Source organism: Caballeronia temeraria, from assembly GCF_001544795.2.
Taxonomy (GTDB): Bacteria; Pseudomonadota; Gammaproteobacteria; order Burkholderiales; family Burkholderiaceae; genus Caballeronia; species Caballeronia temeraria.
The window spans coordinates 11544-35602 of record NZ_FCOI02000023.1; the positions used below are offsets into that span (position 1 = coordinate 11544).

The following is a 24059-nucleotide window of genomic DNA, read 5'->3' on the forward strand; positions in this document are numbered from 1 at the left end:
ATGACGATGTTGGGCGTTCCCCTGTGGGCAGTAGCGGCAAGCGCGGTGCTCTATCTCGCCGCGGCCGCAGCCGCCGTGGAAGTGGCCTGGCATCGCGGACTCGACGCACTGACCGAAGCGGGCGCGCATAGGCTCGATCTCTACGCCGCGAGCCTCAGGAGCGAACTCGGCCGCTATGAACTGCTTCCCGCAATCGCAGCGCGCCAGGACAGCATCAAGACGCTGCTCGCCGCGCCGCCGGACGCGCGGCGCGCGCTTCTTCCCGCCGTCGATGACTATTTGCAAGCGGTCAACCGCGACGCGGGCAGCGTTGCGGTGGATGTCATCGACCTGAATGGCGATGTGATCGCCGCGAGCAACTGGAATCAGGCGGTGAGCTTCGTCGGCACGAACGTCGCGTATCGTCCGTATTTCACCGATTCGCTGTCCGCCGGCAATGGCCGCTTCTTCGGCATCGGCACGAACACGGGCGAGCCGGGCCTCTACTTCGCGAGCGCCGTGCGCGACGGGCAGAAAGTGCTCGGCGCGACGGCCGTCAAGATTCGCGTCGATCCGCTGGAGTCCGCGTGGCGCGTGCCGAACGAAGCGGCGATGGTCGTCGATGGCAACGGCGTCGTCGTGATCTCGACCGTGCCCGCGTGGAAATTCACCGCGCTTGCGCCGATCGCCCCGCAGAAGCAGCAGCAAATCCAGGCATCGCGCCAGTACGCGGGCCGCAAGGTCGATAACCTCGGCTACGCGCGGCTCGGCGACTGGCGCAACGGCGCGTGGTTCGCGCGTCTGCCCGACTGGTCGCATCCCGGCCGCGAACGGCGCTATCTCGTGATGTCGCGCAGCGCGCCGCAAGCGGGCGACGCGATCATGGTCGCGCTCGATCTCTCCACGGCGCGGCGTCAGCAGCAACTCGCGTTTGCGTTCGTGACGGGCGTGTTCCTGATCGCGGCGTTCTACGGTCTTTACGCCGTGCAGCGGCGCCGCGTGATCGTGGAGCGTCTCAAGGCGCAGGACGCCTTGCAGCGCGCGAACGACCGTCTCGAAGCAACCGTGCAGCAGCGTACCGCGGCGTTGCAGCAGGAAATCGACGAACGCGTGCTCACCGAGCACAAATTGCGCGATTCGCAGCAGCAACTCGTGCATGCGGGCAAGCTCGCGGTGCTCGGGCAAATGGCCGCGGGCCTCACGCACGAAATCAATCAGCCGCTCGTCGCCATCCGTACGCTGTGCGACAACGCGCGCACGTTCTTCGAGCGCGGCCAAAGCGCGCAGGCGCTCGCCAACCTGGCGCGCGTGGGCAAGCTCGTCGAAAATATGGCGCTGCTCACGGCGGAGCTGAAGGCCTTCGCGAGAAAGCCCGAGGCGAGCACGGTCCCGGTCTCGCTCGCCGATGCGCTGGCGCATGCGCGGCTCATCTACGATTCGCGTATCCGCGACGAAAGCGTGCAGCTCGATATCGACATCGCGCCTGATACGTTGGTTGCAGCCGAACCCGGTCGCTTGCAGCAAGTGATCGTCAACCTGCTCGGCAATGCGCTCGATGCGCTCACAGGGCGCGAAGCACCGCGCATTCGAATGGGCGCAAAACGTTCCGACGACGCCGCGCGCGTGACGTTCTTCATCGCGGACAACGGTCCCGGCATCGATCCACACGTGCTCGCGCATCTGTTCGAGCCGTTCGTGACGACCAAGCCGCGCGGACATGGACTCGGCCTCGGGCTCGCGATCACTTCACGCATCGTCGAGGGTTTCGGTGCGCGCATCGCGGCTGTCAATCTCGGAGGCGGTGGCGCACAATTCACCATCGAATTCGTAGCGGCAAACGGCGGGAGCATCGACAGTGAATAAAAGCATGAACGACGACATCCGCGTGGTGATCGTCGAGGACGACGAGGATGTGCGCCTCGGCGTCGAACAGGCCGTGGCGCTCGCGGGCTTTCCAGTGGAATCGCACGCGACGGCCGCCGCCGCGCTCGCCGCCGCCGTGCCGGGCGCGCCCGTCGTGTTCGTCTCCGATCTGCGCATGCCGGGCATCGACGGCATGCAGTTGCTCGAACGCGTGATCGCCATCGACGCGCAGATTCCCGTGGTCCTCATCAGCGGCCACGCCGACATTTCCACGGCCGTCGGCGCGATGCGCGTGGGCGCCTACGATTTCATCGAGAAGCCGTTCTCGTCGGAGCACATTGCGGGGCGCGTCGCGCGGGCGGTCGAGAAGCGCCGGCTCACGCTGGAAGTCCAGGACCTGCGCGCGGCGCTGCAAAGCGGACGCGGCATCGAGGCGCTCGTGCTCGGCAAGTCGCCGGCCATCGCCGATGTCCGCAAAAAGATTCTGCGGCTCGCGGATACGTCCGTGTCCGTGCTCATCACGGGCGAGACGGGTACCGGCAAGGAACTGATCGCGCGGGCGCTGCACGATTACGGGCGCCGGCGCGAGCATCACTTCGTCGCGCTCAATTGCGGCGGCCTGCCGGAGCAGCTTTTCGAGAGCGAGCTCTTCGGCCACGAAGCCGGCGCATTCACCGGGGCGACGAAAAACCGCATCGGCAAGATCGAATGGAGCGATGGCGGCACGCTCTTTCTCGACGAGATCGAAACCATGCCGGTCGCGCTGCAGATCAAGCTGTTGCGCGTGCTGCAGGAGCGGCGCGTGGAACGGCTCGGCACCAATGAATCGATTGCGGTCGATTGCCGTGTCGTCGCGGCATCGAAGGCCGATCTCGCGTTGCTATCGAATGAAGGACGCTTTCGCGCCGACTTGCTGTATCGGCTGAATGTTGCGCTGATCGACCTGCCGCCGCTGCGCGAGCGACGTGAAGACGTGCCGCTGCTCTTCGAGCATTTCGTGCTCGCGGCGGCGCAGCGCTTCGGCACCGATGCGCCGACGGTCACGGCCGCGCAAGTCTCCGAACTGACCGCGCATCAGTGGCCGGGCAATGTGCGCGAATTGCAGAACGTTGCCGATCGCTTCGTGCTCGGTCTCGCCGGCGATCAACTGATCCCGTCCGCCGACCGGCCGCGCGGCAATGTTCCGCTCAGCGAGCAACTTGCTCATATCGAGCGTGTTCTGATCGAAGACATGCTGCGGCGTCACGACGGCAATGTCAGCGCGGCGAGCGAAGCGCTCGGCATGCCGCGCAAGACGCTGTATCACAAGCTGCGCCAGTTCAGGATTCCGGCGCGCGGAGACGATGAACGAACGGCCGATTGACGACCGCGCCTGTCAAAACGGACTGATTCCCGACATGCCGCCGTCGACGGCGATATCCGCGCCGGTCATGTATCGCGATGCATCGCTTGCCAGAAAGAGGATGGCCGCCGCGATCTCGGCGGGTTCGGCGGGGCGCTTCATCGGAATCACTTTCGCCCATTCGAGCAGTTGCGCTTCCGTCATGCCGAGCGTGTCGAAGATAGGCGTGTTCGCGACGCCCGGCGAAATGCTATTGACCCGAATGCCCAGTTCGACGAATTCAGCGGCAAAGCTCTTTGCCAGCGAGACCACGGCCGCTTTCGATGCGCAATAGGCCGAGAAATTTTTCGTGCCCTGATTGGCCGCAAGCGATGCAACGAGAACGATCGATGCAGGCCGCGAAAGCGACGGCAATGCTTCGCGCACCGTCGAATACACGCCGCCTACGTTGACGTTCATTACTTCGGAGAAGTGTTCCAGCGACGTTTCGCGCACCGGCGTTTGCCGGGAAATACCAGCATTGGCGACCACGACATTCACCTCGCGTTGAAAATGGTCGACGGCGGTCTTGTAGAGACGCTGCATATCGGTTGGACTCGCCGCATCCGCAACGACAGGCAGTGCATGTGCGCCGAGCTTCTGCGCGGCCTGGCGCAGCTTGTCCTCGTTACGCGCGCTGATGACCACGCGCGCGCCTTCAGCGACGAACCGTTGCGCTGTAGCGAAGCCGATGCCAGTGCTTGCGCCGGTCACCACGGCGAGCTTGTGTTCGAGCAGCATCGTCTTATCCCCGCAGGTTGACGACCAAAGCGCGGCCGGATCGAATCGCGCGCGTCGTGTGTCCCGATCCCTGCAGATCACCGGCGATGAATATCGCGCCTTGCGCGAAACGCCGCGTGACTTCTCCGCCTTTGACCGAGATTTCCAGTTCGCCTTCGAGCACGACGACATACTGCTTCGACGGCGGGTTATGCCGATCCATGAAGTAATCGGCATCGAATTCATGCATCAGCATGCTTTCGCAGGGCTGCGGCGGCGACAGCGACACGGAAACGCCATTGAACAACACGGCGCTGGCTTCGAACACGCGGAGGGTCCGGAATGCGGAGTGCCCATCGGCGTCGGTGTATAGCTCGGCGCAGTCCATGATTTCTCCGTCAGTTGCCGCCGCTCGTCTTTTCCCAGACGAATTCAGGCGATAAACGAGGTCATTGCAACACTCGACTGTAGACGACGAAGTGACAGAAGGCCAAGCAAGGTGCAGCGTCGGCCGGTGGCTTATGATCCTCGGCTCTCTCTCAGGTTCTGACTGGCCGGATAACGGTAATCCGACGCTGCGGCCGCAGAATACAGTGGAACCGGTACCATGTCGCATCCATTTTTGGCATAACCTTATTACGCCTTGTGCTTTGCCTTGGACGAGATCGGAAAAAGATACCGTCTTTCGAAACATATACCGCCAGTCGATTTAATTCGTTTTACTAACATTTGCATCAGACTGAGGAATCTCGATCGGCTTCACCTCGACAGGCGCCGTGCCCTCCTTCCTGATGCCAAGTTTGTCCGCCGTTTTGGGCGATACATCGACGATCCGATCCTTCACATACGGACCACGATCCTTGATTTCGACCACCTCGCTTTTGCCATTGTCGAGGTTCGTGACCTGCGCCTTGGTGCCGAGCGGAAGTGTCTTGCTCGCCGCGGCGTTGGATTGCGGATTCATGTGCGTGCCGTCCGCCATCTTTTTCTTGTAGAACTTCCGGCCGTAGTACGAAGCCTCGCCCTTGCGCGGCTTGCCGGACCGGTCAAGCCCGCTTTGATGAGCGGAATTCGTTTTCACGTGGCGATGATGCGTCGACGCCGTCTCGTGCGCGGGATATGCCGTGCTCAGACAGCACGACAGGATCGCGCATACGCATGCCCTCAGCCGCTTCATGTTCCGCTCCTCTCGATTGGGACATCCCGGGAAGCTTCTGACTAGCACGGTTCAGGCCGTTTCCTTCTGTTCAATACGTAGCTTTACACACGCGCGATGACAGCTTGTATAGTTCGAAGGCCCACGAACCATCGACCAGGGAAGCGTATGGATCAGAAGAACAAACGGCGTCTCTTGTTAGCAGGCGGCATGGCGACCGCAGCGCTATGCATCACCGGATGCACGACCACGGGTCCGTCGTCCGGAGAAACCGCGGCAGGCACAGCGGATCGCGATCGCGCCATCGACGCCGCCGTTGATGCGACGCTGCAACGCCTCTTCGTCTCCGTGAGCGGCTCGCGCGAGCTCGTGAGCAAGGCGCGAGGCGTGCTCGTCTTTCCTCGCGTGATCGCGGCGGGATTCTGGCTGGGCGCGCAATACGGCGAAGGCGCATTGCGTGTGGATGGCCGCACCGATGGCTACTACAGCACGGCGGGCGGCTCGTTCGGCTTGCAGATCGGCGCTCAGTCGAAGGCGCTGATCTATGTGTTCCTGACCGACGACGCCCTCGCGGAATTCCGTCGCCGCGACGGCTGGGCGGTCGGCACCGACGCGACCGTGGCCGTCGTGAAGCTCGGCGCGAACGGTCAGCTCGATACGACCACGGCGATGAATCCCGTCGAGGTCTTCGTTCTGACGAACGCCGGTCTCATGGCCGGCGTGTCGCTCGAAGGCACGAAGGTCAGCCGTCTGAGTTCGTGATCAGAGATCCTTCACGAGACGAAGCGCATCGTAAATGGCGGCGTGCGTGTTGCGCGCCGCCACCGCATCGCCGATTCTGAAAAGCTGAAACTGGCCTTCCGGATTCGTCTCCTCGGCCTGCTGCCTGCCGTCGATGAGATCGTCGTAATTCACCGCGCCACGATTCTTCGAAAGCGGCTTGAGCTCGAAGTAAAGCTCGTCCATCGGAATCGTGCCGTGATTCACGACGATCTGATCGTGCCGCTGTTCCTTCGTGACGCCGCCGTAATCGCTGCCGATTGTGGCGACAAGATCGCTACCTTCGCGGCGCACCGATTCGAGACGGAACGTCACCGTGAACGTAGTCGCGAGTTTCTGCAACGAGCGCATGTAAGGCACGAGATTCATGCTCATCACTTCGGGCGAGAACGAGCGGTCGGGCGTCATCACTTCCACTTTGCCGCCCGCCTCCGCGATGGTTTCCGCGGCCTGAAGCGCGGCGTGATCGCCGGCATCGTCGAAGATGAGCACGTTGGTGCCGGGTTTCACGTCGCCGGAAATGATGTCCCACGACGAGACGACATGCTCGTTCCCCTCGCTGCACACCTCCGTGTGCGGCATGCCGCCCGTCGCGACGATCACCACATCGGGACTTTCCGCAAGCACCGTTTCCGTATCCGCCCACGTATTGAACCTGAACCGGACGCCGAGCTTTTCGCACTGCGCCATGCGCCAGTCGATGATGCCCATCATCTCCTTGCGGCGAACGTTCTGCGCGGTGAGACGAATCTGGCCGCCGGGATCGTTCATCGCTTCGAGCACGACGACATCATGCCCGCGCTCGCCCGCGACGCGCGCCGCTTCGAGACCGCCCGGCCCCGCGCCGATGATCACGATCTTGCGCTTCGTCGCGGCGGGCTTGATCGTTTGCGGCATCTCCAGTTCGCGGCCCGTCGCGGCATTGTGGATGCACAGCGCCATGCCGCCCTGATAGATGCGATCGAGACAATAGTTCGCGCCCACGCACGGACGGATATCGTCTTCCCGGCGCTCGATGATCTTGCGCACGATATGCGGATCGGTCATGTGCGCGCGCGTCATGCCGACCATGTCGAGCTTGCCCGACTCGATCGCGTAGCGCGCCGTGGCGACGTCCTGTATGCGACCTGCATGAAACGTCGGGAAGTTCGTGGCCTGCCGGATTTCACCCGCGAAGTCGAGATGCGGCGCGCTCTTCATGCCCATGATCGGGATGGCGTCGGTCAGTCCGGCATCCGTTTCCAGATGGCCGCGAATGACGTTGAGAAAGTCGACGAGACCGCTTTTTTTCAGGCGCTTCGATATCTCGAAGCCCTCTTCCTTCGTGATGCCGCCTGCGAGCATTTCATCGGCCGTATAGCGCAAGCCGACGAGAAAGCGCTCGCCTACGCGTTCGCGAATCGCGCGCAGCACGTCGAACGAAAAGCGCATGCGATTGTCGAGCGAACCGCCATACGGACCTTCGAGCGTATTCGTGAGCGGCGACCAGAACTGGTCCATCAAATGGCCATACGATTCGATTTCGAGCCCGTCGAGGCCGGCGGCTTTCATGCGCTCGGCCGCATCCGCGAAATCGCGCACGATGCGCTCGATGTCCCAGTCCTCCAGCTTCTTCGGGAAAGCCCTGTGCGCCGGCTCGCGGCTATGCGACGGCGACACGGCGGGCAACCAGTCGCCCTTGTCCCAGCGCGTGCGCCGGCCGAGATGGGTCAACTGGATCATCACCTTCGCGCCGTGCTCGTGACATTCGTCGACGAGATCTTTCAGCCACGGCACGACTTCGTCCTTGTACGCGAGGATGTTGTTGAAGACCGGCGGGCTGTCCTTCGAGACCGCTGCGGAACCCGCTGTCATCGTCAATGCGATGCCCGCTTTCGCCCTTTCGACGTGATACGCGCGATAGCGCTCCTTCGGCATCCCGTCCTCGGCGTAGGCCGGTTCATGCGAGGTCGTCATGATCCGGTTGCGAAAGGTGAGATGTTTCAGCGTGTAAGGCTGGAGCAGCGGATCCGTGGACATGAGTGCCTCATCGAAGCAAGTGGGGATGAACGCCTGTTGTGAATCAAGAGTAGAACCTCTGTACACATGTGTCAAGTAGGAGGACAATGGTGTACATCGGCATCACGGATAGGGAAAACGACGAAATGGACGAGACGCTCGACGTAGTACGCGGCTCCGCCGACATGTGGATCGACGTGGCCTATGAAGGCCTTCTCGAAGGCGGCGTGGATGCGGTCCGCATCCTTCCGCTCGCGAAGAAGCTGAATCTTTCGCGCACGAGCTTCTACTGGTTCTTCAAGGATCGCGAGGAGCTGCTTTCCGCCCTGCTCGGCCGATGGAAAGAAAAGAACACGGGCAACTGGATCGAGCGTACGGAAGCCTATGCGGACAGCGTGTGCGAAGCGATGCTGAACGTCTTCGACTGCTGGTTCGACGACACGATCTTCGACTCCCGTTTCGAAGCCGCCATGCGCAGTTGGGCGCAGCAGTCGCCGGAAATCGCGGAGCAGATGGCGCGGGACGATGCGCTGCGCATCGCGGCATTGACGGCCTTGTTTGCGCGCTTCGGCTATGAACCGCGCGTCGCCGATGTCCGCGCGCGCGTGGCGTATTACACGCAGGCCGGCTATGTGTCGACGAAGCCTGAAGAAGACCTGGCGGTGCGCATGTCGCGCATTCCCGAATACGTCGAAGTTTTTACGGGCGTGCGGCCGAAGAAGCATGAGTTGCAGCGCTTCTACTCGCGGCGCAACTTCGAGTTTGAGTGAGCGCGCAGCACGTGGCAAGCCGGGCACGGAATGTCGCCCTGATCCGTTCCTTCGCGCGCGCTCGTCGGCGCAAAGCTGACCGGCGCTATTGAGGCTTCGTTAGCAGCAACTCGCGCATGGCATTGAGCGCAGCCGAGAAGTGCCCCTTGCGCCACACGAGCAACGTGTCGATTTGCCCGAGCTCGCCCATCGGATGCATGTCCACTTCATCGCCCAGGCCCGCGAGTTCGAGCACCGAACGCGGCGCCACCGCGACGCCCGCTCCCGCCGCCACGCACGCGACGATCGCGTGATACGAACCCAGCTCCAGCACGCGCGCCGGCCGGATGCCCTGCTGCTCGTACCAGCGCATCGCATATGAGCGATACGCGCAGCCGCGCTCGAACGCGACGAGCGTGAGGCCCGCTGCCTCGCGTGCCAGCGTTTCCGGTTGATGGCCGCGCGGCGTCACGAGCGTCAGTTCCTCCTCGAACACAGCCACCGATTCGAATTGCTCGGCGGGAAGCGCGTCGGGTTCGTATGGCCGCGCCATGATCGCCGCATCGACCTCGAACGAACGCACGCTTTCGATCAATGCGCGCGTCACGCCCGTGGTCAGTTCGAGCGTCACCTGCGGCCATTGCCGGTGATACGCCGCCAGCACGCGCGGCAGACGGCTTGCGGCGGTGCTTTCCATCGTCCCGAGCCGCAGACGGCCTTGCGGACGATTCTCGCTGACGGCGTGACGCGCTTCCTCCGCGAGCGCGAGCAGACGTTCCGCATACGGCAGCAACGTCTCACCGGCTGGCGTAAGGACGAGACGCCGGCCATCGCGGATAAAGAGGTCCGTGCCGAGCGTTTCCTCCAGCTGGCGGATGCGCGTCGTCACATTCGACTGCACGCGGTTGAGCTTCGCCGCCGCGCGCGTCACGCCGTTTTCGCGCACGACAGCGCGAAATATCGTCAATGCAGACAAATCCATGATCTTTTCCGAAGATTGATCGCATCTCGATTATTCATTTTTCAAGATGGATCGGTCAAGCTAGGATGCGTCTATCGCCGCTTCGCTCTCTGTCATCGACTCATGGCTTCGCCCGCTCAAGCTTCGTCGCTGCCGGCTAATCACGCACGAAACGCCGCGCTCGCGTGCGCCGTCGTGCTGGCGGTGGCGCTCGGCGTCGGCCGGTTCGCGTTCACGCCGCTCTTGCCGCTGATGCTCAAAAGCGGCGCGCTCGATATCCGCCACGGCGGCTGGCTCGCATCGGCCAATTACGCCGGGTATCTGATCGGCGCGCTGTCGTGCGCGGCGATTCGTATCGATCACGCGCGCATGGTGCGCCTCGCGCTCGCGTGGACCATCGTGCTGACGCTCGCGATGGGCCTCGTCCATCTCTTCTGGCTGTGGGCCGCGATACGGTTCGCGGCGGGCGTCGTCAGCGCGTGGGCCTTCGTGTTCGCGTCGCAATGGGGCTTGCGACGGCTCGCCGAACTCGACGCGCACGGTCTCGCCGGCGTGATCTACGCGGGGCCGGGCGTGGGCATCGTCGCGACCGGCTTGCTCGGCGCGGGCGCTGCGGCGCTCGGCGTGAGCGCGCCGTCGGTATGGATCGGATTCGCGGTCTGCTCGGGCGTCGCGGGCGTGATCGTGTGGAATGCGTTCGTTCATCGCGCTGCGGCGATGCGTGATCGTGCGGCTGTCGGCAATCGCGTGTCGAGCGCATCGGCGCGCATCGATTCGATCGGGCTCGTCGGCCTCTATAGTCTCGCGGGCTTCGGCTACATCATCACCGCGACGTTTCTGCCCGTCATCGCGCGACAGGCCTTGCCCGGCTCGCCGTGGCCCGATCTGTTCTGGCCGGTGTTCGGGCTGGCGTTGATCGCCGGCGCGCTGATCGCCGCGCGGCTGCCGCTGTCGTGGGACAACCGGCTGCTCTCGGCGGCGTGCTATGTCATTCAGGCGCTGGGCATCCTGCTCGGCATCGTGTTTCCGAGCGTGCTCGGCTTCGGTATCGGCAGTCTGCTGCTGGGCTTGCCGTTCACCGCCATCACGCTGTTTGCGATGCGCGAAGCGCGCCGCCTGCGTGGCGAGGCCGCAGCCGGTCTGATGGGTTACGCGACGGCATCATACGGACTCGGCCAGATCGCGGGACCGCTCGTCGCCGCGCCGATCGCCGCGCACACGGGATCGTTTTCCATCGCGTTATGGATCGCGGTGGCCGCGTTGGGATTCGGCGCGGCGGGACTGACGTGGCTCGGCTTGCGCGCCAAGCAGGCAACAGGATCGTCCTAGCCGCGCGGCGGAGCGCGTGTCACAGTGGCAGGCATCGTCTAACGTGGAGCATGCCGTGTCCGCCGCCGAAACATCCGCTCTTCTCTATCGTTCTTTCACCGCCGACGACATCGCCGCGGCGCATGCGCTGTCCGTCGATGTCAAATGGCCGCATCGCGCCGATGACTGGCGCTTCGTGCTCGATGCCGGCACGGGTTTCATCGCGCAGGAAGGCGAGCGCGTCGTCGGCACCGCGCTGTGCTGGAAGTATGGCGATAACGGCGGCTCGCTTGGCATGGTGATCGTCGCGCCGGATTGCCAGGGCAAGGGCATCGGCCGCAAGCTGATGGAACTGCTGCTCGATGCGCTCGGCGATCGCATCACCGTGCTGCACGCGACGCCCGCCGGCGAACCGCTTTATGCCAAGCTCGGCTTCGCACGCATCGGCGCGATTCATCAGCATCAATCGGCCGACTTCATCGTGCCTCGCATCGAGCTCATGCAAGGCGAACAACTGCGCGCCATCGAACCGCGCGATACGGAAGCGCTCGTCGCGTTCGCATCGCGGGCGAGCGGGCTCGACAGAAGCGCGCTCTTGCCTGCGCTGTTGAACGTCGCGAAAGGCATCGTGCTGGAACGCGATGGCGAACTCCTCGGCTTCTCGCTCATCCGCGAATTCGGCCGCGGCCATGCGATCGGTCCGGTGGTCTCCGTCACCGCGGATCGGCAGCACGCGCGCCGCGCGCAGGCGCTGATCGCGCATTGGCTCGCGCATAACGAAGGCAAGTTCACGCGCATCGATACGCCCGATGAAAGCGGCCTGTCGGCGTGGCTCGATGGCATCGGACTGAAGCGTGCGGATACCGTCATCAAGATGGCGCGCAACGGCATGCCGCCGCACGATGCATCCGTCGCGCAATTCGCGATCATCAATCAGGCGCTCGGTTAAGACGATGACGATCCTCTATAAAGCCGATCCCGATCGCGGCAAGCAATGGGCCGAGCACTTCGCGCAAAAAGCACCCGACGTGCCGTTCCGCTTATGGCCCGATATCGGCGATGCGAACGCCGTGCGCTACCTCGCCGCATGGCAGCCGCCCGCCGATGTCATGCGCACGTTCCCCAATCTCGACGTGATCTTCTCGGTCGGCGCGGGCATCGATCAGTTCGATCTGTCCGGCGTGCCGCCGCACGTCGCGGTCGTGCGCATGACCGAGCCGGGCATCGTGCAAGGCATGGTCGAATATGTGACGCAGGCCGTGCTCACGATTCATCGCGATCTCTTCGATTACGCCGCGCAGCAACGCGAGCGCGTGTGGCGCGAACTGCCCGTGCGCGCGGCGTCGACGCGGCGTGTGGGCGTGCTCGGTCTCGGCATGCTCGGCACCGCCGTGCTGAAGACGCTGCGTTCGTTCGGCTTCGATTGCGCGGGCTGGAGCCGTTCGCCGCATGACATCGAGGGCGTCGCGTGTCATGCGGGCGCCGAATCGCTCGACGCGTTTCTCGCGCGCACCGATATCCTCGTGTGCCTGCTGCCGCTCACGGATGCCACGCGCGGTCTTATCGGCAAGAAGGTGTTCGAGACGCTGCCGAAAGGCGCGTCGTTCATCAATGTCGGACGCGGCCCGCATGTGATCCAGCAGGATCTGCTCGATGCGCTCGACAGCGGCCATCTGCACGCCGCGATTCTCGACGTCACCGATCCCGAGCCGCTGCCGCATGAGCATCCGTTCTGGACGCATCCGCGCGTGCGTCTGACGCCGCATATCGCGAGCGCGACGCGGCCCGAAACGGCCGTCGATGTCGTGCTGGAAAACCTGCGCCGTCATCGCGCGGGCGAGCGCATGATCGGCGAAATCGACCGCACGCGCGGCTATTGAATCGCCGGAAAGCGCGCGCAGCAGAAAATGCTGCGAGCGCCCCGCAAAACGCCGCGGATTCGCTTTTTGGCGATTTTTTTGGCGATGCGCGCGATACGGCTCTGCCGATAGTATGAAACGGTCCAGAGCCATTCCGACCCCTTCGCGAGAGAGAGCCGCATCATGTCGATCAAGTCGCTTGTCGAATCCGACCGTAAGCATCTGATTCATCCCGTCGTCAGTTATCGCGCGCATGAGGCGCGCGGCGTCACCGTGCTCGATTCCGCCGATGGCGTGTTCCTGCGCGATATCGAAGGCCGCGAACTGCTCGATGCATTCTCCGGCCTGTGGTGCGTGAACACGGGTTATGGACACGCGAGCGTCGTCGAAGCCGCGGCGAAGCAGATGGCGAAACTGCCTTACGCCACGGGTTATTTCCATTTCGGCTCGGAGCCGGCGATCGAACTGGCCGCGAAGCTCGTCGAGCTCGCGCCCGCGTCGCTGCAACACGTGTACTTCACGCTGGGCGGCTCGGATGCCGTCGATTCCGCGTTGCGCTTCATCACGCACTACTACAACGCGACGGGCCGTCCGTCGAAGAAGCATTTCATTGCGCTGCAACGCGGTTATCACGGCTCGTCGTCGATCGGCGCGGGACTGACCGCATTGCCCGCGTTTCATCGCAACTTCGACTTGCCGCTGCCGACGCAGCATCACATTCCGTCGCCGTATGCGTATCGCAACGCTTACGCCGACGACGCCGCGCTCATCGCGGCTTCGGTGAACGCGCTCGAAGCGAAGGTCGCGGAACTGGGCGCGGATAATGTCGCCGCATTCTTCTGCGAGCCGATTCAAGGCTCGGGCGGCGTGATCGTGCCGCCGTTCGGCTGGCTGAAAGCAATGCGTGAAGCGTGCCGCAAGCTCGATATCCTCTTCGTCGCGGATGAAGTCATTACCGGCTTCGGCCGCACCGGCCCGCTCTTCGCGTGCGAAGGCGAAGGCGTCGAGCCGGATCTGATGACGGTCGCGAAGGGACTCACCGCGGGCTATGCGCCGATGGGCGCGGTCCTCATGTCCGATGCCGTCTATCAAGGCATCGCCGATGGCGGCGATGCGTCCGCGGCCATCGGTCATGGCCACACGTATTCGGCACATCCGGTGAGCGCGGCGATCGGCCTCGAAGTGATGCGGCTCTATCACGAAGGCGGCCTGCTCGCGAACGGCCAGGCGCAAGCGCCGCGCTTCGCACAAGGGCTCGATGCATTGCTCGATCATCCGCTCGTCGGCGATTCGCGTCATCGCGGTTTGCTGGGCGCGCTCGAACTCGTCGCCGATAAGGACAGCAAGCGCGGCTTCGATGCGTCGCTCAAGCTGCCGGACCGCATCGCGGCAGCGGCATATGACAACGGCCTCGTATTCCGCGCATTCGGCGACAACATTCTCGGCTTCGCACCGGCGCTCTGTTATACGGAAGCCAACTTCGACATGCTGTTCGAGCGCCTCACGAAAACGCTCGACGACGTACTCGCGCAAAGCGATGTGCGCGACGCATTGAAGGGCGGACCCGACTTCAATTCACGCGCGGCTGCGTGATAACATCGACCGACCGCCGACATGCGAGACCCGACCCGCCGCGATGAGCACCGACAGCAAGCTGGACCGAATCGATCTGCGTATCCTCTCGCAATTGCAGAAGCGCGGGCGCATCACGAACGTGGAACTCGCCGATGCGGTCGGCCTCTCGCCCAGCCCTTGCCTGATTCGTGTGAAGCGGCTGGAGAAGGCGGGTTATATCGTCGGATACGGTGCGCAGATTCAGCTCGAAAAGCTCGGCGACGTTCAGGTGGTCTTTACCGAAGTCACGCTCGCCGATCATCGCCGCGAAGACTTCATCAACTTCGTGAACGCGGTGAAAGATGTCGACGAGATCGTCGAATGTCATCTCGCGAGCGGCGGCTACGACTATCTGCTCAAGTTCGTCACGCGCAGCGTAAGCCATTATCAAAGCATCATCGAAGGGCTGCTGGAGCGCGGCATCGGCATCGAGAAGTACTTCAGCTACGTCATCATCAAGACGTCGTTCGTCAAGACGCACTATCCTCTCGAAACGCTCTTCTCGCAGCATCATCACTGAGGCGCGCGCCTCTGACTCGTTTGCCTCGAATGGACGCATGCGCTTTATGCACGTGCGTGCTTTTTATCGTCGATCATTTTCACGCGGAGTAGCACATGTCCAGCAAATATCGTATTGCCGTGATTCCGGGCGACGGCATCGGCAAGGAAGTGATGCCCGAAGCATTGCGCGCGCTCGACGCCGTCGGCAAGCGCTTCGGTATCGAACTGGAGTACCGGCATATCGAGTGGGCGAGTTGCGATTACTACGCGCAGCATGGCCAGATGATGCCGGACGACTGGAAGGCGCAACTGCAAGACACCGATGCGATCCTGTTCGGCGCGGTCGGCTGGCCCGACACCGTGCCCGACCATATCTCGCTGTGGGGCTCGCTGCTCAAGTTCCGGCGCGAGTTCGACCAATACATCAATCTGCGCCCCGCCCGTCTTTTCGACGGCGTGCCCTCGCCGCTCGCGAATCGCAAGGCGGGCGACATCGACTTCATGATCGTGCGCGAGAACACCGAAGGCGAGTATTCGTCGGTCGGCGGCACGATGTTCGAAGGCACCGAGCGCGAGTTCGTCTCGCAGACCTCGATCTTCACGCGCAAGGGCGCTGAACGCGTCTTGAAGTTCGCGTTCGATCTCGCCCAAGGGCGCGAAAAGAAAGTCACCGTCGCGACCAAGAGCAACGGCATTTCGATCAGCATGCCGTGGTGGGATGCGCGGGCCGCCGAAATCGCCGCGCAATATCCCGAGATCAAATGGGACAAGCAGCACATCGACATTCTGTGCGCGCGTTTCGTACTGAGCCCCGATCGCTTCGATGTGGTCGTCGCAACCAATCTCTTCGGCGACATTCTTTCGGACCTCGGCCCGGCATGCACGGGCACCATCGGCATCGCGCCTTCGGCGAACATGAATCCGGAGCGCAACTTCCCGTCGCTCTTCGAGCCGGTGCATGGTTCGGCGCCGGATATCGCGGGCAAGGGCATCGCCAATCCGGTCGCGATGATCTGGTCCGCGGCGATGATGCTCGAGTTCCTCGGCGAGCGCAAAGCGCACGATGCGATGCTCGCCGCGATCTCGGCGGTATTGAAGGAAGGCCCGCATACGGGCGATCTCGGCGGCAAGGCGAAGACCACGGAAGTCGGCGCGGCCATTGCGCAACTGCTCGCCTGAACTGTCTGGAGACCATCATGACGCAACGATACGAACTGAGCGATCTGATTCGCGCAGACAATTTCATCGACGGCAAATGGGTGCCCGCCGCAAGCGGCAAGCGCTTCGCCGTCACCGATCCCGCAACGGGCGACGTCATCGCGCAAGTGGCCGACAGCGGCCCCGCCGATGCCCGCGCCGCCACCGATGCCGCCGCGCGCGCCTTCCCCGCATGGCGCGACACGCTGCCGAAAGATCGCGCGGCGGTGCTGCATCGCTGGCATGCGCTGATCGTCGAGAACGCGGATGCGTTGGGGCGTCTCATCTCGCTCGAACAAGGCAAGCCGTTCGCCGAAGGCCGTGGCGAAGTGATGTACGGCGCGTCCTACGTCGCATGGTTCGCGGACGAAGCCACGCGCATCTATGGGGACATCATTCCGCAGCAGCAGCGCGGCAAGCGCATGAGCGCGGTGAAGGAACCCATTGGCATCGTCGCGGCCATTACGCCGTGGAATTTCCCGCTCGCGATGATCGCGCGCAAGATCGCGCCCGCGCTCGCGGCGGGCTGCACGGTCATCGGCAAACCGGCTGAAGATACGCCGCTCACGGCGCTCGCGCTCGTGATGCTTGCGCATGAAGCGGGCGTGCCGGCGGGCGCGCTGAATCTGATCAGCGCATCGCGCGAGAACGCGCAGGACGCGGTCGCCGACTGGCTCGAAGATGGCCGCGTGCGCAAGATCACGTTCACCGGCTCGACGCCGGTGGGCAAGTATCTCGCGCGCGAATCGGCGGGTACGTTGAAGAAGCTGTCGCTGGAACTCGGCGGCAATGCGCCCTTCATTGTGTTCGACGACGCCGATCTCGATGCTGCCGTCACGGGACTCATGGCGTCGAAATTCCGCAATGGCGGACAGACCTGCGTGTGCCCGAATCGCGTCTATGTGCAGTCGTCCGTGTACGACAAGTTCGCTGATCTGTTGGCGAAGCGCGTCGCCGCATTGAAGGTCGCCCCCGCAACCGATCCCGATGCGCAGATCGGCCCGATGATCAACGCACGCGCGGTCGACAAGATCGAGCGTCACGTGAGCGACGCCGTGAAACATGGCGCGCGCGCCCTCACGGGCGGCAAGCGTCTTGCCGATCTCGGCCCCAACTACTACGCGCCGACCGTGCTCACCGATGCCACGGCCGAGATGCAATTGAGTTGCGAAGAAACCTTCGGCCCGGTCGTGCCGCTCTTCCGTTTCGACGACGAAGCCGAAGCGATCCGCGCCGCCAACGACACGCCGTTCGGCCTCGCAGCGTACTTCTATAGCCAGAACCTGAAGCGCATCGACCGCGTGTCGCGGCTGCTCGAATCGGGTCTCGTCGGCATCAACGAAGGCGCGATATCGAGTGAAGCCGCGCCGTTCGGCGGCGTCAAGGAATCGGGTTATGGACGCGAAGGCTCGAAGTACGGCCTCGACGATTACCTCTCGATCAAATATCTCTGCCAGGGCGGGCTCGAATGAACGCGTATCCGATCGAGATCACGTTCCCCGATATCGGCGCGCATGCAACGGGCAACGCGGGCGTGCCGTACGTGCATACGTTCGATTCGGGCATCGACGGTCCGCATGTGATGATCAACGCGCTCACGCACGGCAATGAAGTGTGCGGCGCGATCGTCGTCGATGCCTTGTTGCGTGCGCAGTTGCGGCCTCGACGCGGCAAGCTCACGCTCGCCTTCGCGAACGTCGACGCCTACGCGCGTTTCGATGCAGACAAGCCCGATGCCTCGCGTTTCGTCGATCAGGACTTCAACCGCGTATGGACCGCACAAGCGCTCAACGACACGTCTCGCGATTCAAGCGAACTGCGCCGCGCCCGCGCGATGCGGCCCGTCATCGACACGGTGGATCTCTTGCTCGATCTTCATTCGATGCATGAGAAGAGCAAGCCGCTGATCGTCGCGGGACCGCTGGATAAAGGCATCGAATTGTCCGCGAAGCTCGGCACGCCGGCGACCGTGATCTGCGACGAAGGCCATCCCGAAGGCCGGCGTATGCGCGATTACGAAGACTTCAGCGATCCGTCGAGCAGCAAGAACGCTTTGCTCATCGAATGCGGACAGCACTGGGAAGCGAGCGCCGTCACGGTTGCGCGCGATGTGACTGCGCGCTTTCTTCTGCTATCCGGCGTTATCGATAAGGAAGACGTGCCCGCCGATTGGATTCGGCCGTCGCCGCAGGAAATGCTCGTCGTGCGCGTCACGGAACCGGTCGTCGCGAAGAGCATGGACTTCCGTTTCGCCGATGCCTACACCGGCCTCGAAGTGTTTCCTGACGCGGGCAGCGTGATCGGCTGGTCGGATGGCGAAGCGGTCAAGACGCCCTATGACGATTGCATGCTCGTGATGCCGTCGCTGCGGCAGTTGCGTCCGGGCGTGACGGTCGTGCGGCTCGGCAAGATCGAACGACGCATTCAATCCACTTAAAGGCGACACATGAAAGTTCAGCAGATCAGGCAGAGCATCGCGATTCAAGGACTGGAAGACTGGGGCACCGCTGGACTGCCGGGCACGCAGGAGATCAAGATATCCGGCGTGCAGAAAGTGATTCCGGGCAGCGAAGCGATCGACACCGGCGTATTCGAATGCACGCCGGGTACTTATCGGCGTTCGGTAAAAGAGGCCGAAGTAATGCACTTTCTCGCGGGCAGCGGCCGCTTTACGCCCGATGGCGAAGACACGATCCATTTCGCAGGCGGCGACACGCTCTTCTTCGCGGCAAACACGGAAGGCACATGGGAAGTCGATGAAACCATGCGCAAGGTCTACGTGATTTTCTAAAAGCGCGACAACGTGTGGCCATTGCACTGACATAACATCAGGTCATGGTCACTCCAACAATTCCGGCGTTGCCCCCGCGTATTTGACTCAATATATTTTTAGTCATCCACGCGTCCCCGGCTTCGTTCGAAGCATGACGGGACCGCGATCTGCAAGACGTCCACTGCTTCAACCTTGTCGAGGAAAACGCCGTGATGAAGATTGCAAGGTTCCGCTGTCCGCATGTGCCTGTCCGCCCGCTGGCCATGACATTGCTGCTTTCCATCGCGGGCGCGGCACCCGCGTTCGCGGCGGGCAAGATCACGTTCGTATCGCAAGGCGGCGCATATCAGGAAGCGCAGACCAAGGCGATTCTCGATCCCGCCGCGAAAGAGCTGGGCATCACGATCAACCAGGACAGCATTCCGGATGCGTGGCCGCAGATCAAGGCGCAAGGCGCGACGGGCAAGCCGATCTGGGACGTCGTTGATACGCCCCCGTCGAACTGCTTGCGCGGCGGTCGCGAAGGCCTGCTGGAAAAGCTCGATTTCTCGAAGATTCCCAACGCCGCCAGCATCCCCGAAAAATATCGCACGCCGTATTCGGTGGCCTATGAGTTTTATTCGACGGTCATCGGCTATAACAAGAAGACGCTGAAGAAAGTGCCGCAAAGCTGGAAGGACTTCTGGGACGTGAAGAACTTCCCCGGCACGCGCGCGCTGCGCAACGATCCGATGACCGTCCTCGAAGCCGCGCTGCTCGCGGACGGCGTGCCGCGTGACAAGCTGTATCCGCTCGATGTGGATCGCGCATTCAAGAAGCTCGAAGAGATCAAGCCGAATATCACGGTATGGTGGACGTCCGGCGGGCAGTCGGCGCAATTGCTGCATGACGGCGAAGTCGACATGACGATGATCTGGAACGGCCGCGCGAGCGCCGTGATGAAGGACGATGCGGACGTCGCCTTTACGTTCAACGACGGCATTCTGCAGAACACGCAGCTTTGCATCCTGAAGAACGCGCCGAACCTGAACGATGCGGTGCGCTTCCTGAATGCGGCCGTATCGCCGCAATTGCAGGCCAATCTGCCGCTCTATATCGATTACGGTCCGGGCAATCCGGCCGCATTCAAGACCGGCAAGATCACCGATAAGCGCGCCGCCGAATTGCCGAGCGCGCCCGCGAATGCCGCGAAGCAGGCGCTGCTGTCGGAAGAATGGTGGGCTTCCGAGTCCGGCATTCAGGCGAAGGCGCGCTGGCTCAAGTTCATGCAATAACGCAGACGTGTTCGACTTTCTGATTCTGGGCGGCGGCTCGGCTGGCTGCGTGCTGGCCGCGCGCCTATCCGAAGACGCACGCGCGAAGGTGTGTCTCGTCGAAGCGGGCCGCGATATCTCCGCGCACACGATGCCCGATGCGATACGCAGCCGTTTTCCGGGCCGCGCGTATCTCGACACGCGCAACATCTGGCAGACATTGAAAGCGCGCATGAGCGAGCGCGCCGCGCTCCGACGCTATGAACAGGCACGGCTTTTGGGTGGCGGTTCCGCGATCAATGCGTTGATGGCCAATCGCGGTTCGCCATCCGATTACGACGAATGGGAAACGCTCGGCGCCGAGGGCTGGAACTGGCAGACCTGTCTGCCCTACTTTCGCAAGCTCGAAACGGACTGCGATTTCAGCGGCGCGTTGCACGGCAGCGATGGTCCCTTGCGGATTCAACGCACGGCATGGCCGCGCATTTCGCCATTCGTGCGTGCGGTGCTTGCATCACTCGCCGAAAGCGGCCATGCATTGCACGACGATCAGAACGGGCCTTGGGAAGACGGCACGTTCATCGGTTCGATCGCGGTGAGTGCCCATGGAGAACGAATACCGACATCGATTTGCTATCTCGACGATGCCGCGCGCGCACGCAGCAATCTGACGATACGCACGGGCGATATCGTCGAGCGCGTGCTGTTCGATGGCAAGCGCGCAATCGGTGCGCGTATCGTTCGCGCCGATGGCACGCGTGATGAGGTGAAGGCGCATCGCGTGATCGTATCGGCGGGCGCGATTCACAGTCCCGCGATGCTGATGCGAAGCGGCATCGGCCCCGGTGATGAGCTCGCGGCGCTCGGCATCGACGTGGTCGCGGATCGTGCGGGCGTCGGGCGCAATCTGATGGAGCATCCTTCGATTGCCGTGTCCGCGTTTCTCCCGCGCGCAGCACGCACACCGTTTCCCGATGAACATCACGAGCAGGCGATCGTGCGCTTCTCTTCCGGTTTGCCCAACACCGTTCAGGGCGACATGCACGGCGCGATTCTTTCGCGCTCGGGTTGGCACTCGGTGGGTTATCGGCTCGGCACGATCTTCTTCTGGGTCAACAAGTCGTATTCGCGCGGGCGCGTGACGCTGGCATCGGCGAATACATTCGATGCACCGAACGTCGATTTCGCCATGCTCTCCGATACCCGCGATCTCGAACGGCTCAAGCGCGCGTTGCGCTTCGGCGCTTCGACGCTCGCGTCGGCTTCGATGAACGTGATCTTTCCGTCGAGCTATTCGCCGCGCGTGGCGGCGGTGGCCGTGCCGGGCACATGGAACGCAATGCAACGCGGCGCGTTGAGCGCATTGCTCGATATCGCCGGACCGTTGCGCGCTGCATTGATTAAAAGCGTCGTGACGCAAGGCATAAGCATCGACGAGTTGCTCGCCGATGATCGCGCGATGACAGCGTTCGTGATGCGCAATGTGGGTGGGACGTGGCATCCGTCGGGGACGTGCCGGATGGGTTCATCGAGTGATCCGTTCGCTGTGACCGATGCCCGCGGCGCGGTGCATGGCGTCGAAGGGCTGCATGTGTGCGATGCGTCGCTGATGCCGTCGATTCCGTGCGCCAATACGAATGTGCCCACGATCATGATCGCGGAGCGCGTGGCGGATGCGTTACGCGGCACGGTCCTCGACAAACATGAACCTGCCGCGCACATCGTGAACTAAGCGCCGTAACCGACGATGCCCTTCACTTCGAGAAACGCCTCCAGTCCCCACTCGCCGTATTCGCGCCCGTTGCCCGACTGCTTGTATCCGCCGAAGGGCGAGCCCGGATCCCACGCCGGATAGTTCACATAGACGCTGCCCGCGCGCATTCTCATCGCGACACGCCGCGCGCGTTCCTGATCCTTCGACTGCACGTACGCCGCCAGTCCATATGGCGTGTCGTTTGCGATGGCGATCGCTTCTTCCTCATCGCGATACGGCATGATCGCGAGCACCGGCCCAAAGATTTCCTCACGCGCGATAGTCATCGACGGATTCACGTTGGCGAACACAGTCGGCTTCACGTAATAGCCGCGTTCGAGTCCATCGGGACGACCGGGCCCGCCCGTCACCAATGACGCGCCCTCTTCGATGCCGATATCGATCAGCCGCTGCACGCGCCCGAACTGCACGTCGCTGACGACGGGGCCCATCGTCGTCGACGGATCGCCGGCCGGTCCCACGCGATGCTTCTGCGCCGCGCGCAACGCAATCAGCACCGCTTCGTCGTGGCGCGATGCAGGCACGAGCATGCGTGTGGGCGCATTGCACGATTGACCGCTGTTGCTGAAGCACGAATTCACACCGGCGGTGACGGCGGCTTCGAAATCGGCATCGTCGAGCAGGATGTTCGCCGACTTGCCGCCCAACTCCTGATGCACGCGCTTGACAGTCGGTGCAGCGAGTTTCGCGATTTCAATGCCCGCGCGCGTCGATCCGGTGAACGACACCATGTCCACATCCGGATGCGCGCTCAATGCAGCGCCGACCGTCGGGCCATCGCCGTTGATCAGATTGAAGACGCCTTTGGGCACGCCGGCGGCATCGATGATCTCGGCGAAGAGCACGGCGTTCATCGGCGATACTTCGCTCGGCTTCAACACGACCGTGCAACCGGCGGCGATCGCCGGCGCGACCTTGCAGACGATCTGATTGATCGGCCAGTTCCACGGCGTGATGAGCGCGGCCACGCCCACGGGTTCGTGATTGACGAGCGTCGTGCCCTTCTTGCGCTGCCACGGAAAGGTCTCGACGGTGCGCAATGTCTCTTCGATATGCCGCTTGCCGAGCGCGGCCTGCCACGCATGCGCGAGCTTCGTCGGCGCGCCGATTTCGCGCGAGATGACGTCGGCCATCTCGTCGTAACGCGCCACATACGCTTCGAGCAAGCGCTTGAGCAATGCCACGCGCGCTTCGACGCTCGTCTGCGAAAACGAGGCGAACGCGCGTCGCGCCGCCGCGACCGCACGATTGACATCGCGTGCATCGCCGAGCGCGACTTCGCCGATCGTTTCTTCCGTCGACGGATCGATGACCGGCAAACGCGTGCTGCCGGATGGCTCGATCCATTCGCCGTCGATATAGAACTGCTGTAGATGTCGCATAACTTTTAGTTGTGGAAGATTCAGACTCGCGCCGCCGCCGACGAGCGCCGGCTCACGACGACGATCATCACGAGGCACAAGGTCAGCGCCGTCAACATCGTGCTGATGGCGGCGATGGTCGGATCGATTTCATCGCGCAACGTGACGAACATGCGGCGCGTGAGCGTCTGATTGTTGCCGCCCGAAATGAACAATGCAACGACGGTTTCATCGAGCGCCTGAATGAACACGAATACCGCACCTGAAATCACGCTCGCTTTAATCTGCGGCAGCGTCACCGCCATGAATGCACGAAAGCGATTCATACCGAGACTGCGCGCGACCATCTCCTGCGTGCGATCGAACGTGCGCAAATCTGCGCCGACGGAAATCAGCACATACGGCAAACCAAGCATCGTATCCGCGATGATAAGACCGCCGAGCGTGTTCACATAACCCATCTGCGTAAAGACGAAGAACACGCCCACCGCGACGATGATGATCGGCACCATCAACGGCAGCATCAGCAACGTGCGCATGTAACGCAAGGACCCGTGCGATCCATACTGAATGCCGTATGCCGCCGCGATGCCGAGCGGTGTCGCGATGAGCGCCGCGCACGTCGATGCTGCGAAGGTCGTTTTCGCCGCATCGATCCACGCCGGGTTGTCGAAGAATGCGTGATACCAGCGCAGCGAATAAGCAGGCGGCGGAAACGTGAGGAAGCGCGCGTCGGAGAAAGACAGCGGCACGACGATGACGACCGGAATCATCAGAAACGCGAGAATCAGCATCACCGACGCGCCGAGCGTCACGCGGCCAAAGGACATCG

General features: G+C 62.9%; 22 protein-coding genes. 15 read left to right on the forward strand and 7 right to left on the reverse strand.

The window, feature by feature from the left end; all coding sequences use genetic code 11:
* Positions 1–1842 (forward strand): sensor histidine kinase, encoded by a 1842-nt coding sequence (locus AWB76_RS26880; RefSeq protein ID WP_061163171.1) that lies wholly within the window; start codon positions 1–3, stop codon positions 1840–1842.
* Between the two features lie 4 nt (positions 1843–1846).
* Positions 1847–3205, forward strand: a complete 1359-nt coding sequence (locus AWB76_RS26885; RefSeq protein ID WP_061163172.1) for a sigma-54-dependent transcriptional regulator — start codon at positions 1847–1849, stop codon at positions 3203–3205.
* A gap of 12 nt (positions 3206–3217) precedes the next feature.
* Here AWB76_RS26885 and AWB76_RS26890 read toward each other — a convergent pair whose 3' ends face one another.
* From AWB76_RS26890 to AWB76_RS26900, 3 genes are all read right to left on the reverse strand, one after another.
* Entirely contained in the window at positions 3218–3964 is a 747-nt protein-coding gene (locus AWB76_RS26890) for an SDR family NAD(P)-dependent oxidoreductase (RefSeq protein ID WP_061163173.1), read from the reverse strand.
* A 4-nt stretch (positions 3965–3968) separates the two neighbouring features.
* Complete coding sequence (locus tag AWB76_RS26895) at positions 3969–4331, reverse strand: cupin domain-containing protein (RefSeq protein ID WP_061163174.1); 363 nt, start codon at positions 4329–4331, stop codon at positions 3969–3971.
* 321 nt (positions 4332–4652) lie between these two features.
* Positions 4653–5120 (reverse strand): septal ring lytic transglycosylase RlpA family protein, encoded by a 468-nt coding sequence (locus tag AWB76_RS26900; RefSeq protein WP_061163175.1) that lies wholly within the window; start codon positions 5118–5120, stop codon positions 4653–4655.
* A gap of 147 nt (positions 5121–5267) precedes the next feature.
* On the opposite strand from AWB76_RS26900, the gene AWB76_RS26905 reads away from it, so the two are divergent.
* On the forward strand, positions 5268–5861 hold the full coding sequence (locus AWB76_RS26905; protein WP_061163176.1) for a BPSL1445 family SYLF domain-containing lipoprotein: 594 nt from the start codon (positions 5268–5270) through the stop codon (positions 5859–5861).
* Here the strand turns inward: AWB76_RS26905 and AWB76_RS26910 are convergent, their stop codons facing one another.
* Positions 5862–7898 (reverse strand): NADH:flavin oxidoreductase, encoded by a 2037-nt coding sequence (locus tag AWB76_RS26910; RefSeq protein ID WP_061163177.1) that lies wholly within the window; start codon positions 7896–7898, stop codon positions 5862–5864.
* Between the two features lie 86 nt (positions 7899–7984).
* Here AWB76_RS26910 and AWB76_RS26915 point away from each other — a divergent pair, with 86 nt between their 5' ends.
* Positions 7985–8647, forward strand: a complete 663-nt coding sequence (locus tag AWB76_RS26915) for a TetR/AcrR family transcriptional regulator (RefSeq protein WP_244173460.1) — start codon at positions 7985–7987, stop codon at positions 8645–8647.
* A gap of 85 nt (positions 8648–8732) precedes the next feature.
* Here AWB76_RS26915 and AWB76_RS26920 read toward each other — a convergent pair whose 3' ends face one another.
* On the reverse strand, positions 8733–9608 hold the full coding sequence (locus AWB76_RS26920; protein WP_061163178.1) for a LysR family transcriptional regulator: 876 nt from the start codon (positions 9606–9608) through the stop codon (positions 8733–8735).
* A 102-nt stretch (positions 9609–9710) separates the two neighbouring features.
* On the opposite strand from AWB76_RS26920, the gene AWB76_RS26925 reads away from it, so the two are divergent.
* The 11 genes from AWB76_RS26925 to AWB76_RS26975 all read left to right on the forward strand — a co-directional run bounded on the left by AWB76_RS26925 (position 9711) and on the right by AWB76_RS26975 (position 21824).
* Positions 9711–10916, forward strand: coding sequence for a YbfB/YjiJ family MFS transporter (locus AWB76_RS26925; protein ID WP_061163179.1), 1206 nt, complete (start codon positions 9711–9713; stop codon positions 10914–10916).
* Between the two features lie 55 nt (positions 10917–10971).
* Positions 10972–11844: a GNAT family N-acetyltransferase gene (locus AWB76_RS26930; protein ID WP_082864546.1), complete on the forward strand. Its 873-nt coding sequence runs from the start codon at positions 10972–10974 to the stop codon at positions 11842–11844.
* A gap of 4 nt (positions 11845–11848) precedes the next feature.
* Entirely contained in the window at positions 11849–12775 is a 927-nt protein-coding gene (locus AWB76_RS26935) for a 2-hydroxyacid dehydrogenase (RefSeq protein ID WP_061163181.1), read from the forward strand.
* 162 nt (positions 12776–12937) lie between these two features.
* A complete protein-coding gene (locus AWB76_RS26940; RefSeq protein WP_061163182.1) occupies positions 12938–14347 on the forward strand; it encodes an aspartate aminotransferase family protein in 1410 nt (469 codons plus the stop codon).
* Positions 14348–14390: 43 nt separating this feature from the next.
* Positions 14391–14888: an Lrp/AsnC family transcriptional regulator gene (locus AWB76_RS26945; protein ID WP_061120865.1), complete on the forward strand. Its 498-nt coding sequence runs from the start codon at positions 14391–14393 to the stop codon at positions 14886–14888.
* A 95-nt stretch (positions 14889–14983) separates the two neighbouring features.
* Positions 14984–16048 (forward strand): tartrate dehydrogenase, encoded by a 1065-nt coding sequence (locus tag AWB76_RS26950; RefSeq protein WP_061163183.1) that lies wholly within the window; start codon positions 14984–14986, stop codon positions 16046–16048.
* Between the two features lie 17 nt (positions 16049–16065).
* On the forward strand, positions 16066–17538 hold the full coding sequence (locus AWB76_RS26955) for an NAD-dependent succinate-semialdehyde dehydrogenase (RefSeq protein WP_061163184.1): 1473 nt from the start codon (positions 16066–16068) through the stop codon (positions 17536–17538).
* Positions 17535–18503, forward strand: coding sequence for a M14 family metallopeptidase (locus AWB76_RS26960; protein WP_061163185.1), 969 nt, complete (start codon positions 17535–17537; stop codon positions 18501–18503). The genes AWB76_RS26955 and AWB76_RS26960 overlap by 4 nt, the downstream gene beginning before the upstream one ends.
* 9 nt (positions 18504–18512) lie before the next feature.
* The gene (locus AWB76_RS26965) at positions 18513–18857 is read left to right on the forward strand and encodes a cupin domain-containing protein (protein ID WP_061163186.1); all 345 of its coding nucleotides are present in this window, start codon (positions 18513–18515) and stop codon (positions 18855–18857) included.
* Between the two features lie 194 nt (positions 18858–19051).
* Complete coding sequence (locus tag AWB76_RS26970; protein ID WP_061163187.1) at positions 19052–20113, forward strand: ABC transporter substrate-binding protein; 1062 nt, start codon at positions 19052–19054, stop codon at positions 20111–20113.
* Positions 20114–20120: 7 nt separating this feature from the next.
* Positions 20121–21824, forward strand: coding sequence for a GMC family oxidoreductase (locus AWB76_RS26975; RefSeq protein ID WP_061163188.1), 1704 nt, complete (start codon positions 20121–20123; stop codon positions 21822–21824).
* Here AWB76_RS26975 and AWB76_RS26980 read toward each other — a convergent pair.
* Both AWB76_RS26980 and AWB76_RS26985 read right to left on the reverse strand, forming a co-directional pair.
* Positions 21821–23248, reverse strand: coding sequence for an aldehyde dehydrogenase family protein (locus tag AWB76_RS26980; protein ID WP_061163189.1), 1428 nt, complete (start codon positions 23246–23248; stop codon positions 21821–21823). The two genes, AWB76_RS26975 and AWB76_RS26980, sit on opposite strands and share 4 nt — an antisense overlap.
* A 20-nt stretch (positions 23249–23268) precedes the next feature.
* Positions 23269–24057 carry an ABC transporter permease gene (locus AWB76_RS26985; RefSeq protein WP_096031356.1) on the reverse strand — a complete coding sequence of 263 codons (789 nt, stop codon included), beginning with the start codon at positions 24055–24057 and terminating at the stop codon, positions 23269–23271.
* Positions 24058–24059: the final 2 nt, after the last annotated feature.

What these genes read in the sequence shown, in the direction of transcription:
- AWB76_RS26880 (WP_061163171.1), top strand. Translation starts at nt 1, where the DNA reads ATGACGATGTTGGGCGTTCCCCTGTGGGCAGTAGCGGCAAGCGCGGTG.
- AWB76_RS26885 (WP_061163172.1), top strand. Translation starts at nt 1,847, where the DNA reads ATGAACGACGACATCCGCGTGGTGATCGTCGAGGACGACGAGGATGTG.
- AWB76_RS26890 (WP_061163173.1), bottom strand. Translation starts at nt 3,964, where the DNA reads ATGCTGCTCGAACACAAGCTCGCCGTGGTGACCGGCGCAAGCACTGGC.
- AWB76_RS26895 (WP_061163174.1), bottom strand. Translation starts at nt 4,331, where the DNA reads ATGGACTGCGCCGAGCTATACACCGACGCCGATGGGCACTCCGCATTC.
- AWB76_RS26900 (WP_061163175.1), bottom strand. Translation starts at nt 5,120, where the DNA reads ATGAAGCGGCTGAGGGCATGCGTATGCGCGATCCTGTCGTGCTGTCTG.
- AWB76_RS26905 (WP_061163176.1), top strand. Translation starts at nt 5,268, where the DNA reads ATGGATCAGAAGAACAAACGGCGTCTCTTGTTAGCAGGCGGCATGGCG.
- AWB76_RS26910 (WP_061163177.1), bottom strand. Translation starts at nt 7,898, where the DNA reads ATGTCCACGGATCCGCTGCTCCAGCCTTACACGCTGAAACATCTCACC.
- AWB76_RS26915 (WP_244173460.1), top strand. Translation starts at nt 7,985, where the DNA reads ATGGTGTACATCGGCATCACGGATAGGGAAAACGACGAAATGGACGAG.
- AWB76_RS26920 (WP_061163178.1), bottom strand. Translation starts at nt 9,608, where the DNA reads ATGGATTTGTCTGCATTGACGATATTTCGCGCTGTCGTGCGCGAAAAC.
- AWB76_RS26925 (WP_061163179.1), top strand. Translation starts at nt 9,711, where the DNA reads ATGGCTTCGCCCGCTCAAGCTTCGTCGCTGCCGGCTAATCACGCACGA.
- AWB76_RS26935 (WP_061163181.1), top strand. Translation starts at nt 11,849, where the DNA reads ATGACGATCCTCTATAAAGCCGATCCCGATCGCGGCAAGCAATGGGCC.
- AWB76_RS26940 (WP_061163182.1), top strand. Translation starts at nt 12,938, where the DNA reads ATGTCGATCAAGTCGCTTGTCGAATCCGACCGTAAGCATCTGATTCAT.
- AWB76_RS26945 (WP_061120865.1), top strand. Translation starts at nt 14,391, where the DNA reads ATGAGCACCGACAGCAAGCTGGACCGAATCGATCTGCGTATCCTCTCG.
- AWB76_RS26950 (WP_061163183.1), top strand. Translation starts at nt 14,984, where the DNA reads ATGTCCAGCAAATATCGTATTGCCGTGATTCCGGGCGACGGCATCGGC.
- AWB76_RS26955 (WP_061163184.1), top strand. Translation starts at nt 16,066, where the DNA reads ATGACGCAACGATACGAACTGAGCGATCTGATTCGCGCAGACAATTTC.
- AWB76_RS26960 (WP_061163185.1), top strand. Translation starts at nt 17,535, where the DNA reads ATGAACGCGTATCCGATCGAGATCACGTTCCCCGATATCGGCGCGCAT.
- AWB76_RS26965 (WP_061163186.1), top strand. Translation starts at nt 18,513, where the DNA reads ATGAAAGTTCAGCAGATCAGGCAGAGCATCGCGATTCAAGGACTGGAA.
- AWB76_RS26970 (WP_061163187.1), top strand. Translation starts at nt 19,052, where the DNA reads ATGAAGATTGCAAGGTTCCGCTGTCCGCATGTGCCTGTCCGCCCGCTG.
- AWB76_RS26980 (WP_061163189.1), bottom strand. Translation starts at nt 23,248, where the DNA reads ATGCGACATCTACAGCAGTTCTATATCGACGGCGAATGGATCGAGCCA.
- AWB76_RS26985 (WP_096031356.1), bottom strand. Translation starts at nt 24,057, where the DNA reads ATGTCCTTTGGCCGCGTGACGCTCGGCGCGTCGGTGATGCTGATTCTC.